This is a genomic window from Salipiger sp. CCB-MM3, from assembly GCF_001687105.1.
Classification (GTDB): domain Bacteria; phylum Pseudomonadota; class Alphaproteobacteria; order Rhodobacterales; family Rhodobacteraceae; genus Salipiger.
Genome location: NZ_CP014595.1, coordinates 2,264,157 through 2,278,045, shown reverse-complemented (window position 1 = coordinate 2,278,045; position 13,889 = coordinate 2,264,157). Strand labels below are relative to the sequence as shown.

The window sequence follows — 13,889 nt, the reverse complement described above, 5'->3', positions numbered from 1 at the left end:
AATCACACCTCAATGTATACTTGAAGTACACGCAGGAAAGGCAACCCAGCCATGATGGACGGAGCTGCAGATTTCGAAACCGACGCCTCTTGGCGGGTCGGAGTCGACTCGGGAGGCACGTTCACCGACGTGTGCATGTTCAACGAGGCCAGCGGCGAGATCGCCATCTGGAAGGTATCCTCCACCCCCGATGACCCCTCGCGCGGCATCGCCCAAGGTGTCGAGGAAGGCATGAGGGAACGCGCGGGCGGCGGTGCTGACCCGGCGTCGGCCATTGCGTACCTCGGTCACGGCACGACCGTCGCAACCAACGCGCTGATCACCCATCGCGGTGCCCGCGTCGGCCTGCTGACCACCGAAGGCTTCCGTGATCTGCTGGAAATCGGTCGCCAGAAGCGCCCTGACCTTTACGACCTCTTCGCCGAAAAGCCGCAAACGCTGGTCCCACGCGACCTGCGGTTCGAGCTTCCCGAGCGCATGCTGCACACCGGCGAAGTGCTGAAACCGCTCGACGAGGCCGCGGTGCGCAAAGCCGCGCAGGCGCTGAAGGCCGCCGGTGTCGAGGCGGTGGCGATCTGCTTTCTCTATGCGTTCGTCAACCCCGAGCACGAGCGCATCGCCCGCCGCATCGTCGAAGAAGAACTGCCCGATGCGTTCATCTGCGCCAGCCATGAGATCGCGCCAGAGTTCCGCGAGTTCGAGCGCCTGTCGACCGCCACGGTCAACGCCTATCTCGGGCCGATCATGCACCGCTATATCAGTCGCCTCAGCCCGCGCCTGAAAGACCTCGGCCTGCCGATCCCGCCGCATCTCACGCAATCGAACGGCGGCGTGGTGCGCTTCGAGACCGCCGCACTGACCCCGGTGCGCGCGGTCCTTTCGGGGCCGTCCACCGGCGTCGTCGCGGCGCAGGTGATCGGCAGCAGCGCAGGCTATGACGACATCATCACCTTCGACATGGGCGGCACCTCTTCGGATGTGGCGCTGATGGCGGCGGGGCAGACCACCCAGACCAACGAGAGCATCGTGCACGGCTATCCGATCAAGGCCCCGATGCTCGACATTCACACCGTCGGCGCGGGCGGCGGCTCGATCGCCGCGATCGACAGCGGCGGGCTGCTCAAAGTCGGTCCGGAAAGCGCGGGCGCCGATCCCGGCCCGGTCTGCTATGGCCGCGGCGCGACCGAGCCCACGGTCACCGACGCCAATATCGTGCTGCAGGTGCTCAACCCCACCCACCTTTTGGATGGGCGCATGGACGTGCGCCGCGATCTCGCCGTCGAGGCGCTTGGCCGGATGGCCGATCAGCTGGGCATGGACACTATGGATGTGGCGCAGGGTATCATCTCGGTGGTCACCGCCAATATGGCCAAGGCGATCCGGGTGATCTCGGTGCAGCGCGGGCACGATCCGCGCGGCTATGCCCTGATGGCCTTCGGCGGCGCCGGGCCGCTGCATGCGGTGCGACTGGCGCAGGAACTGGGCATGGCGCGCGTCATCATCCCGCGCACGCCGGGCACGCTCTGCGCCATGGGTCTGCTGCTGACCGATCTGCGCGCCGATTTCTCCTCCACCCGCATCCTGCCGCTTGAAGAGGCCAGCCTCGCCCCGATCGCCGAGGCACTGCGCGAGGTCGAGGAGGAAACCGGCGCGTGGTTTGAAAAAGAGGCCATCGCAGAGAGCAAGCGCCGCAGCACGCGCCGCATCGACATGCGCTATGAGGGCCAGAATTACGAACTGTCGATCCCGGTGCCGGACGGCCCGCTCGACGCGGCGGCGCTCAAGCTGCTCGAAGAGCGGTTCACCGAGGCGCATACACGGCTCTACGGCTTTGCCGTCGAGGGCGAGCGCATCCTCTGTGTCACCTTCCGCGCCGAGGCGCTGGGGCTGGTGCAGAAAGCCGCCCTGCCCGAACGCCCGCTAGGGGCCGCCGATGCCTCGGGCGCGATCACCGGCAGCCGTGACGTCTGGTACCCCGAGACCCGCGCCTTCACCAAGACCACGCTTTACGCCCGCGACCGCCTCGCTCCCGGCATGAGCTTCGAGGGCCCGGCGATCGTCGAGCAAATGGACACCACGACGCTTGTTCCGCCGGGCGTACGCGTCTCGGTGGACAAGATCGAAAACCTCATTCTGGAGGTAACCCGATGACCCAGCAGGCCACCACTCACGCACTCGACCCAATCACTGTCGAGGTCATCGGTGCGGCGCTTTCTTCGATCGTGGAAGAGACCGGCGAGGCGCTTGTGCGCGCCTCCTACTCGACCAACATCAAGGAGCGCCGCGACTGTTCCACCGCCCTCTTCGACCGCGAGGGGCGCACGCTCTGTCAGGCCGAGCACATCCCCGTGCACCTTGGCAGCTTTCTGGACTTCATCCCGATGGTGCTGGCCGATCACGACCCGGCCGAGATGCAGCCGGGCGATGTGTTCGTCGGCAATGACGCCTATCGCGGCGGCGGCACCCACCTGCCCGACATCGTGCTCGCCGAGCCGATCTTTGTGGATGGCGAGCTGGTCGCATGGACGGTCAACCTTGCGCACCATTCGGATTTCGTCGACCGGGCGCATGCGCATATCTATCAGGAAGGCCTGCGGATCCCGCCGATCCGCCTCTACCGCGCCGGAAAGCTGCAGAAGGACGTGCAGGAACTGATCCTGCTCAACTGTCAGGTCCCGCGCGAGCGGCTGTCGGACCTGCGCGCGCAGATGGCCGCCAACCGCGTCGGCGTGCAGCGTTTTCAGGAGTTGTGCGAGCGCCATAGCCTCGATACGGTTCTGGCCTCGGGCGAGGCGCTGCTGGATTACGCCGAGCGCAAGATGCGCGCGGGCATCAAGGCCCTGCCCGACGGAAGCTGGCGGTTCGAAGATGTCTTCGACAACCTCGATCTTGATTCGCCGCTGCCGCTGGCGGTGACCGTCACCGTCGCGGGCGATGAGATCAGCTTGGACTTCGAGGCCCCAGCGCAGCTGCGCGCCGGGATCAACATGACCCGCACGGCACTGCTCGCCACGGTCTATTACATCGTCAAATCGGTGATCGACCCGACGGTGCTGCCCAATGCCGGACTTGCCCGTCCGATCACCGTCAACGCGCCGCATGGCTCGGTGCTCAACTGCGCGCATCCCGCCGCCGTCAATGGCCGCGTACAGACCTGTCAGCGTGTCGCCGACCTGATCATCGGCGCCTTCGCGCAGGCGGTGCCCGAGCGCGTCTCGGCCTGCACCAACTCGAGCTGCACCGTGGCGCTCTTTTCGGGCACCCGCCAGTCCGGCCCCGAAGAAGGCAATTACTGGGTCTATCTCGAGACCATCGGCGGTGGCGGTGGCGCTCGCCCCCACGCCGAAGGGCTCGACGGCATCCACGTGCATGCCACCAACACCTCGAACCTGCCGGTGGAGGCGCTGGAGCTCGAATATCCGCTGCTGCTGGAGCGCTACGAACTGGTCGACGGATCCGCCGGCGCGGGCAAATTCCGCGGCGGCATGGGTCTGCGCCGGGTCTACCGCGCGACCGAAGACTGCATGGTGCGCGTCGACATCTCGCGCAACCAGTCGCGCTCTTGGGGCCTGCAGGGCGGCGGTGAAGGCGGCCACGGCAGCTATGCCACCAGCCCCGAGACCGACGCGTTCGACCGGGGCGCGGGCATCCTGCGCGCCGGCGAGTGGCTCGAGGTCGTGACCCCGGGCGGCGGCGGCTACGGCGCACCCGAAGAAGACGCGGAACCCACCACCCATCTTGCCGCGGAATAACGCGGCAGGCCTCACTTCTCATTCAAGGGCCGACAAGAGCCCATTCCCTCAACATGGAGTCCAAACGATGAAGAACCACATGAACCGCCGGGGCTTTCTGGCCACTACGGGTGCCGCTGGCGCGCTCACTTTCCTCGGCCCGAAGGTCCTGCGCGCGCAGGACAACGGCACGCTGCGCTTTGGTCTCTCGACCTACCCGCCCAGCTTCGACGTCTGGGCTTCGAACGGCACCTCCGCCGGCACCATCAAGGTGCTCTGCCACCGCGGCCTGCTGAGCTACGACAAGGAAGGCCTCATCCGCTCCGAACTGGCCGAAAGCTGGGACGTGGCCGAAGACGGCACATGGACGTTCAAGCTGCGTGACGCCAAGTGGCACGACGGCTCGCCGGTGACCGCAGAAGACGTGGCATGGACCGTGACCGAGGCGCAAAAGCCCGACTCCGCCGCCTATCTGCAGGCCAGCCTCGCGACCATCACCTCGGTCGAGACCCCCGACGAGAAAACCGTCGTGATGAAGACCAGCGAGCCGCAGGCGGTGCTGCCGGAGTGGTTCGCCAACTACAATATGTCGATCATGAAGAAGGGCTCCGAGCGCGACAGCCTGATGGGCGCCGGTCCGTTCAAGCTGGTTTCGACCGACCGCGGCGTTTCGGTCACTGTCGAAGCCAACCCCGACTACTACAAGGAAGGTCTGCCCAAGGTCAGCACCATCGAGGCGATCGTCTACGCGGACGAGAACCTGCGCGTCGCCGCGCTGGAAGCGGGTGACGTGGACATCGTGGAATATGTGCCGTGGCAGGCGATGGAGCAGGTTGCGGAAAACGACGCGCTGAAGCTCGACACCACCTTCGGCCCGTTCATGTATCTGACCTTCAACGCGAGCAAGCCGCCGTTCGACAACCCGCTCGTCCGCCGCGCCATGGGCCACGCGATCAAGCGCGAGGACATCGCCGCAGCCGCCTTCTACGAGCGCGGCGCGCCGCTTGAGCATCTGCCGCTGCCCGACGCATCGGAATTCTACAACGCCGAATTCGCCAACGAGTGGAACTACGACCCCGAGAAAGCCAAGTCGCTGCTGGCCGAAGCGGGCTATCCCGACGGGTTCAACTGCACCATGCTGTCGACCGCGCAATACGGCATGCACCAGTCGACCGCCGAGGTCTGTCAGGCGTATCTGTCGATGATCGGCGTCAACGTCACGCTCGACCTGCCGGAATGGTCGACCCGCGTGAAGAAAGGCAACGAGGGCACCTATGACATCGCAGTCATGGGTACCGCCGCCGCGAACAACGATCCCGACGGTCTGGCCACGGTGCTCGACGGCTCGCTGAGCCCCAGCTACGCGCGCAGCTACGGCATGGAAACGCCCGAGATCTCCGAAGCCTTCGCCAAGGGCCGCGCCAGCTTCGACACCGAAGAGCGCAAGGCGATCTACAAGGAACTGGAGCGCGTCGCCATCGAGACCGCGCCGATCATGGGTCTGTGCTGGCGCGAACAAGGCTACGGCATGGCGGCCAACGTCTCGGGCTTCAGCAACCTGCCCGGCCAGCTGACCTTCCACTCCGGCTTCACGCTGGAAGAAGCGATGATCGGCTGATCGCAAACCCATGTTGAGATACATCGCCTTCCGTAGCCTGGTGGCCCTGTTCCTTGTCTGGATCGTGGTCACCGTCGTCTTCTTGCTCCTGCACCTGATCCCCGGTGATCCGGCGGAACTTCTGCTCAGTCAGGGCAATATTCCGGCCGATCCCAATGCGGTCCTCGCCCTGCGCGAGAAGATGGGGCTCAACGCCCCGCTCTGGCAGCAGTATCTCGACCATATCGCCGGTATCTTCACCGGAGATCTCGGCGCGTCGTTCCGCGATGGCGCGCCGGTGATCGAACAGATCGGGCTTCGCCTGCCCCGGACGCTCGAAGTCATCGTGTCGGCCGCGCTGATCGCCTCGGCGATCGGCGTGCCGCTCGGCACCTTCGCCGCGATCCGGGCCGATGGCCGCGCCGACGCCGTGATCTCCTTCTTCGCCTCCGCCGCGCTCTCCACACCCGTTTTCGTGGTCGGCTCGGTGGTGATCCTGATCTTCGCGCAGGAGCTGAAATGGCTGCCTGCCGGGGGCTTCGTGCCGTTCAGCGAGGATCCGGTCGAACATCTGAAACTGCTGCTGCTGCCCGCCGGGACCGTGGCGCTGTCGCTGCTCGCGGTGATCACCCGCATGAGCCGCGCCTCGGTGCTCGAAGTGCTCGAGCGCGACTATGTGCGGACCGCGCGCGCCAAGGGTGTCAGCCGCGCGCGCATCCTGCGCCGCCACGTGGTGCGCAACGCGCTGATCCCGGTGCTGACCATTCTCGGCCTCGAGCTTGGCACGCTGATCGGAGGCACCGTCTTGGTGGAATTTGTCTTCAACTGGCCCGGACTGTCGGGCTACCTCGTGACCGCCGTCGATGCGCGCGACTATCCCGAAGTGGTGGGGATCGTGATGACGATCTCGGTGCTCTTCGTCCTTCTCAATCTCGTGGTCGATGTGGTGAACGCCATGCTTGACCCCCGTATTTCGCTGGTGCGCTGATGAGCCGGACAACACGCAAACTGCTTCTGCCCGGCACCATCATCGCGCTGATCGTCGCGACCGTGCTGCTAGCCCCCGTGCTGCCGCTGCAAGACGTGCGCGGCATGGACATCCCTCATCGTTTCGCCCCGCCCTCCGCCGAGCACTGGCTTGGGCAGGACGACTTTGGCCGCGACGTGCTGGCGCGCCTGATCTGGGGTGGCCGGGCCTCGCTCTTCATCGCCGTCGGCTCGGCGCTGATCGCCGCCGCCATCGGCACCACGCTGGGTCTGCTCGGTGGCTATTTCCGCGGCGTGGTCGAACTGCTGACCGTACGCGCCTCCGAGATCATCCTGTGCCTGCCGCCGCTGCTTCTGGCGCTGCTGGTCGTGGCGATCCTTGGCGCGGGCACCTGGCCGCTGATCATCGCGCTGACCATTCTCTACACGCCGAACTATGCCCGCGTGGTCTATGCCGCCACGCAGCAGGTGCGCGGGCTCGATTTCGTCACCGCGCAGCGCGCCATGGGCACCCACCCGCTGCGCATCCTCGTGCGGACCATCCTGCCGAATGTGCTGCCGCCGCTTCTGGTGCAGATGTCGCTGGTGGTCGCCTCGGCCATGGTGATCGAAAGCGGGCTGAGCTTCCTTGGCCTCGGCGTCGTGCCCCCCACCCCGTCGTGGGGTCTGATGATCCGCTCGGCACGCGGCGCCATGGAGGTTGCCCCGCTGCTACTGGTCTGGCCGTCGCTGGCGCTGGCTGGCACGATCCTCACCTTCAACCTGCTTTGCGACCGGCTGCAGTCGGTGCTCGATCCGCGCAGCTTCACCGCTGGTGGCGCGCTGTGGCTGCGCCCGCGCCAGAAGCACAAGGCGAAGAAGCCGGTCAAAGCGCTTGAAACCGACGCGCCGCTGCTGGAGATCCGCGACCTGTCGATCGCCGCGCACAACCTTGAACTGGTGCGCCGCGTCGGTCTGACCGTGCGCCCCGGCGAGACCGTGGCGCTGGTCGGCGAGAGCGGCTCGGGCAAGACCCTCACCGGGCTTGCGATGACCGGGCTGCTGGCCGACACGCTGCGCATCACCGGCGGCTCTGCCGTCTACCGCTCGCGCAGCGGCGAGCCGATCGATCTGACCGGGCTTGACGAAGATGGCTTCCGCGCCCTGCGCGGCGAGGATATCTCGATGGTCTTTCAGGACGCTGCGGCGGCGCTCAACCCGGTGCTGCGCATCGGCGAGCAGGTCGGCGAGGCGATCCGCGCGCATCACGACATCGACGACGCGGCCCTCAAGACCCGCGTCATCGAGTTGCTGCGCCATGTGGGCATTCCCGACCCGGAAACCCGCGTCTCGGCCTATCCGCATGAACTGTCCGGCGGGCAACGGCAGCGAGCGATGATCGCCGTGGCCGTGGCCAACAACCCGCGGCTGCTGATCGCCGACGAGCCCACCACCGCGCTCGACCCGACGATTCAGGCGCAAATCCTGCAGCTGTTTGCGCGGCTCAAGGAAGAGACGCCCGAGATGGGGATGATCTTCGTGACGCATGATCTGGCCGTGGTCGCAGAGATCGCCGACCGGGTGACCGTGATGTACGCCGGTGAAGTGGTCGAGGAAGGCCCGGTCGCCGAGGTCTTTGCTGCGCCCAAGCACCCCTACACGCAGGCCCTCATCGCCTCCGTCCCCGAGGGCGGCTCCGAGCGGCTGGTGGCCATTCCCGGCGCCGTGCCCTCGCCCCGCGCCATGCCCACCGGCTGCCGCTTTGCACCGCGCTGCTCTTTTGCGCTGCCCAGCTGCATCGACCATGCACCGCAGGCCGCAGAGCCCACTTCAGACCGGCTGACACGCTGCTTCCGCTGGGAGGATGTCTCTTGATCCACGACGTACCCACCGCACCGCTGGTCGAGGCAAAAGACCTTGGCCGCAACTTCCCGTCGCGCAAGGGCCTGCTCGGCAAGAAAAAGGACGTCTGGGCGGTCAATGGCGTCAGCCTGACCGTCTCGCCCGGCGAAACCGTCGGCGTGGTCGGCGAGTCCGGCTGCGGCAAGTCCACGCTGGGCCGGATGATGCTGGGGCTCGACGCTCCGACGACAGGGGCCGTGACCTTCGATGGCCGCGACCTCTCGGGGATCACCGGAGCCGACCGCCGCCGCCTGTCGCGCCGCATGCAGATGGTGTTTCAGGACCCTTTCGGATCGCTCGACCCGCGCCGCTCTGTCGGGGCGCAGATCGCCGACGGGTTGCGCACCCATAACATCGTGCCGTCAAGTGAAGTCGACGCCGAGGTCGCGCGCCTGCTCGAACAGGTCGGCCTGCCCGCCTCGGCAGCGCAGCGCCGTCCGCATCAGTTCTCGGGTGGTCAGCGGCAGCGTATCGCCGTCGCCCGCGCGCTCTCGACCCGGCCCGATTTCATCGTGGCGGACGAGCCGGTCTCGGCGCTCGACGTGTCGATCCAGGCGCAGGTGGTGAACCTGCTGATGGACCTGCGCCGCGATCTGGACCTCGCGATGCTGTTCATCAGCCACGACCTGCATGTGGTGCGCCACCTCTGCAACCGGATCGTGGTGATGTACCTCGGCCGCATCGTCGAGGAAGGCCCCGCCGAAAAGGTCTTTGGCACACCGGCCCACCCCTACACCCGTGCCCTGCTCGCGGCGACACCGTCGCTGGAGGCGCGCGGAGACGATGCGCGCGACAAGGTGCTGGAGGGCGAACTGCCAAGTCCTGCGAACCCGCCTTCGGGCTGCCCGTTCCGCACCCGCTGCCCGATGGCCGAAGAGGCCTGCGCCGCAGCTGTGCCCGCGCTGGAGCCGGTCGGCACCGGTTGGCGCGCTGCCTGTATCAAAGCGGGGCCGCAGCCCCAGACCACCGCGGGCTAAGCCCGCCTCGGGCAGCGGGGCATACCCTACCCCCGCCTCGCTGCCAGCACTCAGAACGACTGCGTTTTCCAAAGCCGAAGCGATCCCGCCAAGCCCCAGAAAGCGCCCCACCCACCCCCGCGGCGCGCCCTGCGCGACCGTTGTGGCGGAGCTGTGCCTATGGCGACAAGTCACGGTAAAAATTGAAAAATTTTCTCTATGGCAAGGCAACCCGAATGAATTGGACGGCCACGGCCCGGCACGGCTTCATTGACCTCAAAGACGACCAAAGCAACAGGAACCTCCCCAAATGATCGAGAAGATCCGCATCGCCGAGCTGACCTCGGAAGAGGCCCGTCAGGAACTGACCTCCGAGGCCGTGGTGCTGCTGCCCATGGGCTCGCTGGAAGACCAGGGCATCCACGCACCGATGGGCGACTATCTCGCCGCTGACCTGATGGCGATGGAGATCGCCAAGGCCGCGCGCGCCGATGGCGTGCCCACCTTTGTGGCCCCGGTGATCCCCTTCGGCGGCAAGGACTACTTCGAGTCGAGCCACGGCGGCATTTCGATCAGCCACGCGACGCTCTGCGGCATCCTCGACGACATGTTCGGCTGTCTGAACCGGCACGGCATCCGCAAGCTGATGATCGTCAACGGCCACGGCGGCAACGTCCCCGCGATCACCGAGGTCGCGCTGCGCTGGCGCCAGAAGGCGGGCCTTTTCGTGCCCTCGATGTATCTGTGGCAGGTCGCCTATGGCCAGTTGCCCGCGCTGATCGGCGCCGAGAAGGCCAAGGCCTCGTCGGGCCATGGCGGCGACCCGCTGACCTCGGTCGGCCTGCACTTCTACCCCGACCTGATCCGCAAGGACCTCGTGCGCGAAGCCCCCACCGGCAGCACCATCAAGGGCATGGCCATCGGCGGCTTCTCGTCGATCGAGTATGACGGCGCGAAAATTCAGGCCCCGATCGAGGCGCTCGAAGCGACCGAGACCGGCGCCTACGCCTGCAACCCCACGCTCTGCTCGGCCGAGACCGGTGACGTGCTGGTGGCGCGGCTGGCCGAGATCGGCGCGGGCCTCGTGCGCGACCATGTCGCCAAGGGGCTGCACGACTGATCACCCCCCGGATCCACGCATTCACAACAATGAGCCGGGACCACCCGGCCATTTCCCCCAACACGGAGAACGACACATGAAGAAAAGAACCTTTCTTGGCCTCGCGACCAGCCTCGCGCTGGTGCTCGGCTCTGCGGCACAGGCCGAAACCACTTGGAAAATGGCCACCAAGATGCCGGTCGACAGCCCCGAGGGGCAGGTCTTCGAGAAATTCGCCGAACTGACCGAAGAGTACACCGGCGGCGAGTTGAAGATCACCGTCTACCCCAACGAGCAGCTCGGCAAAGAGAACGCCGTTCTCGAGCAGCTGCAGGCCAACATCGTGCAAATCTACGCCGAGGGCTTTGGCTACATGAAGAAGTGGGAGCCCGCGCTTGGCTGGCTCGCTGGCCCTTACGCCTTTGACGACTTTGCCCACTGGCAGCGGTTCATGAACTCCGACACCGTGAAAGGCTGGTTCGACAATGCCGCCGAGAAATCCGGCGTGCGTCCGCTGGGCGATCCGACCCTCGTGCTGCGCGGCCCGTTCCGCGTCACCGTCTCGAACGTGCCGGTGAAGACCGCGGCCGATTACGAAGGCCTCAAGATGCGCATGCACGAGAACAAGGTGGCGATTGACACCTGGGACCGTCTGGGCGCCGAGGTCATCACCCTGCCCTGGACCGAAGTCTATCAGAGCATCTCGAAAGGCATCGTGCAGGCGGTGAACTCGCCCGTCGCGCTGGTGGAATCCATGCGCTTCAACGAGGTCGCGCCGTATATCGCCCGCATGGACGAATACTGGCAGTCGGTTGGCTTCATGGTCAACGAAAGCGCCCTCAATGCGCTCGATGAAGACACCCGTGCGGGTCTTCTCAAGGCCTATGAAGAAGCCGGCGAGATGTCGCAGGACCTGATGTTCAGCGTCGCCGACGAGAGCATCGAGCGTATGGTCGCCGATGGCGCCGAATACACCGTGCTCGACACCGCGCCGCTGGTCGAGAAGATGAAGGCCTTCTACGAAGAGATGGCCGAGAAGGGCGAGCTGCCCGAGGGCTTCATGGAAGCCGTCGAAGCGGCCCGGGCGCCCGCGCAGTGACGCCGTTCGACCTTTCACCGGAGGGCCCGCTGCAGCGGGCCCTCAACCGCCTCGACCGTCTCAATTGGTCCATGGGCGGCGTGTTCCTCTGGATTTCCAACATCTGCCTTCTGGTGATGCTGGGGCTGACCACCGCGACGATCATCCTGCGGCCCATGAGCATGGCGCCCTACTGGATGTGGCCGTGGACCATGGTGTTCTTCATCTGGCTCAGCTTTTTCGGCTTCTTCGCCCTCTACGCCCGTCTCAAGGACGTGCGCATCGATTTTCTGGCCGAGCGGCTTGGCCCGGCGGGTGTCGTCTTTACCCGCATCCTGTCGGACGCGGCGACGCTGCTGGTCACCGGCGTGCTGCTTCAGCAGCTGCCCACGGTCATCGCCACTTCGAACGGCGTCTATGACGGCGCGATCCTCCCCGGCGGCGCCGAGCTGCCGCGCTTCGCCCTCTCTGCGCCCCTCTTCATCTCGACCTTCCTCGTTGCCCTGACCGCCGTTCTCGATCTTGCGAAACTGGTGGCCGGGCTGCCAGAGAACGTCACAGACCACCATCCGGAAGTGTAAACCATGGCCTGGATTCTCTTCGGCACATTCATCGCGCTCATCCTGCTGCGCGTTCCGATCTCGATTGCCATCGGCACCGCCACGGTGCTGACCTTCCTGACCTCGGATTTCTCCACCGCGCTGCAGATCATTCCCCAGCAGATGCTGGAAGGGGTGAACAAAGCCTCGCTGACCGCTGTGCCCTTCTTCATCATGGCGGGCAATCTGATGAACGCCACCGGCGTCACCGAGCGCATCTTCGCCTTCGCCAACGCGCTGGTGGGCCACCTCAAGGCGGGCCTCGCGCAGGTCAACATCCTCTCCTCGATGATCTTCGCGGGCATCTCGGGCGCCGCCGTGGCGGACTGCGCCGGTCTGGGCGCGATCGAGATCAAGGCGATGCGCGAGAGCGGCTACAAAGCCGATTTCGCCGCCGCGATCACCGTCGCCTCCTCGGTCATCGGGCCGCTCATCCCGCCGTCGATCGGCCTCGTGCTCTATGCCTTCCTCGCGCAGCAATCGATCGAGCGGATGTTCCTTGCGGGCCTCGTGCCGGGCATTCTCGTCGGTCTGGCGCTGATGATCTATGTGCGTATCCGCGCGCAGTTTCAGGAGTTCCCGACCCAGCCCCGCGCCTCCGCCCGCGAAGTCGTCGGCACCGCAAAGCATGGCTTTCTGGCGCTGGTCGCCCCGGCGATCATCTTGGGCAGCATCATGTTCGGCTTTGTCACCGCCACCGAGGCGGGCGTGCTGGCCTGCATCTACTGCGTGCTGATCGGCATCTGGTACCGCGAGCTGACCTTCCGCGCCTTCTTCAACGCGCTGTCGGACACCGCAATGATGACCGCGGTCATCATGATCATCATCGCCTTCTCCATCGCCATGGGCTGGCTGCTGGCCATCGACCAGACGCCGCAGAAACTGGCCGACTTCACCTTCAGCCTGACCGAGAACAAGAACGTCTTCCTCGGACTGCTGCTGGTGTTCATCATTCTCGTCGGCTGCGTCGTCGAGGGTGTGCCCGCCAAGCTGATCCTCGTGCCCACCCTGCTGCCGCTGATCGACGCCTATGGCATCGACCGCGTGCACTTCGGGATCATCATCCAGCTTGGCCTGCTGATCGGCATCGCCACGCCGCCCATGGGCATCGGCCTCTACATCGTCGCCGAAGTCGGACGCGTGCGCTTCGAGAAAGTGACCATGGCCGTGCTGCCGATGCTGCTGCCGCTCTTTGCGGTGCTCATCCTCCTGACCTTCGTGCCGCAGACAGTGACGCTGCTGCCCGACCTCATCCTCGGACCACAAAACTAAAAGAGGGACCCATGTCCAATCTCGTCTACAAGCTGAACCCGATGCCCGAGCCCATCCCGCAGGACAAGCTCGACCGGCTGGCAAAGCTCGAAACCGCCACCATCGGCCACTTCTACCACTACGGCTTTGCCGCCCCCGCGATCCAGCCGGTGCTGCCGGGCAAGGTCGTCGCCGCCACCGTCGCGACGCTGGCCATTCCGGGCCTCGACAGCACGCTGCTGCACCATTGCCTCAGCCAGTGCGGGCCGGGCTACTTCCTTGCCGTCGACCGTCTTGGCGACACGAAATACGCCTGCTGGGGCGGCGGCGTGACCCGTATGGCGGCGATGATCGGCCTCGAAGGCGGCTGCGTCGACGGCCCGCACACCGACACCGCCGAGATCAAGGATCAGGATTTCGCCATGTGGTCGCGCGGCCCCTCGCCCGTCACCACGCGGCTTTACAACACCGGCGGCGGCTTCAACGTGCCGGTCTCGATCGGCGGCGCCACCGTGCTTCCGGGCTACGCGGTGCTGGCAGATGAAAGCGGCGTGCTGTTCATTGCCCCCGAGGACCTCGACGAGGTGCTGGCCGAGGGCGAGCTGAAGACCGAGCGCGGCCGCGTCAATGAGGCCAAGGTCACCGCTGGCACGCACCTCGGTGAGATGTCCGGCGCAACCAAGATGGTCAAGGCCAAGACAGAGGGCTAA

The 13,889-nt window shown here is 66.0% G+C and carries 11 protein-coding genes; all 11 read left to right on the top strand.

Features of this window, described 5'->3' with window-relative positions:
• The first annotated feature begins 51 nt into the window (after positions 1-51).
• The 11 genes from AYJ57_RS11030 to AYJ57_RS10980 all read left to right on the top strand — a co-directional run bounded on the left by AYJ57_RS11030 (position 52) and on the right by AYJ57_RS10980 (position 13,889).
• The gene (locus tag AYJ57_RS11030) at positions 52-2,151 is read left to right on the top strand and encodes a hydantoinase/oxoprolinase family protein (protein ID WP_066104941.1); all 2,100 of its coding nucleotides are present in this window, start codon (positions 52-54) and stop codon (positions 2,149-2,151) included.
• Complete coding sequence (locus AYJ57_RS11025) at positions 2,148-3,752, top strand: hydantoinase B/oxoprolinase family protein (protein ID WP_066104938.1); 1,605 nt, start codon at positions 2,148-2,150, stop codon at positions 3,750-3,752. The genes AYJ57_RS11030 and AYJ57_RS11025 overlap by 4 nt, the downstream gene beginning before the upstream one ends.
• Before the next feature lie 67 nt (positions 3,753-3,819).
• Positions 3,820-5,349 carry an ABC transporter substrate-binding protein gene (locus tag AYJ57_RS11020; protein ID WP_066104936.1) on the top strand — a complete coding sequence of 510 codons (1,530 nt, stop codon included), beginning with the start codon at positions 3,820-3,822 and terminating at the stop codon, positions 5,347-5,349.
• Positions 5,350-5,359: 10 nt separating this feature from the next.
• The gene (locus tag AYJ57_RS11015; RefSeq protein WP_066104934.1) at positions 5,360-6,316 is read left to right on the top strand and encodes an ABC transporter permease; all 957 of its coding nucleotides are present in this window, start codon (positions 5,360-5,362) and stop codon (positions 6,314-6,316) included.
• Positions 6,316-8,169, top strand: a complete 1,854-nt coding sequence (locus AYJ57_RS11010) for a dipeptide/oligopeptide/nickel ABC transporter permease/ATP-binding protein (RefSeq protein WP_083191220.1) — start codon at positions 6,316-6,318, stop codon at positions 8,167-8,169. The genes AYJ57_RS11015 and AYJ57_RS11010 overlap by 1 nt, the downstream gene beginning before the upstream one ends.
• Positions 8,166-9,173, top strand: coding sequence for an ABC transporter ATP-binding protein (locus AYJ57_RS11005; RefSeq protein WP_203595446.1), 1,008 nt, complete (start codon positions 8,166-8,168; stop codon positions 9,171-9,173). Before AYJ57_RS11010 ends, AYJ57_RS11005 begins: the two co-directional genes overlap by 4 nt.
• 289 nt (positions 9,174-9,462) lie before the next feature.
• Positions 9,463-10,272, top strand: a complete 810-nt coding sequence (locus AYJ57_RS11000; protein ID WP_066104927.1) for a creatininase family protein — start codon at positions 9,463-9,465, stop codon at positions 10,270-10,272.
• A 76-nt stretch (positions 10,273-10,348) separates the two neighbouring features.
• Positions 10,349-11,350, top strand: a complete 1,002-nt coding sequence (locus AYJ57_RS10995; RefSeq protein ID WP_066104924.1) for a TRAP transporter substrate-binding protein — start codon at positions 10,349-10,351, stop codon at positions 11,348-11,350.
• Complete coding sequence (locus tag AYJ57_RS10990) at positions 11,347-11,910, top strand: TRAP transporter small permease (protein WP_083191219.1); 564 nt, start codon at positions 11,347-11,349, stop codon at positions 11,908-11,910. The genes AYJ57_RS10995 and AYJ57_RS10990 overlap by 4 nt, the downstream gene beginning before the upstream one ends.
• Before the next feature lie 3 nt (positions 11,911-11,913).
• Positions 11,914-13,200 (top strand): TRAP transporter large permease, encoded by a 1,287-nt coding sequence (locus tag AYJ57_RS10985; RefSeq protein ID WP_066104918.1) that lies wholly within the window; start codon positions 11,914-11,916, stop codon positions 13,198-13,200.
• Between the two features lie 11 nt (positions 13,201-13,211).
• Positions 13,212-13,889, top strand: coding sequence for an RraA family protein (locus AYJ57_RS10980; protein ID WP_066104912.1), 678 nt, complete (start codon positions 13,212-13,214; stop codon positions 13,887-13,889).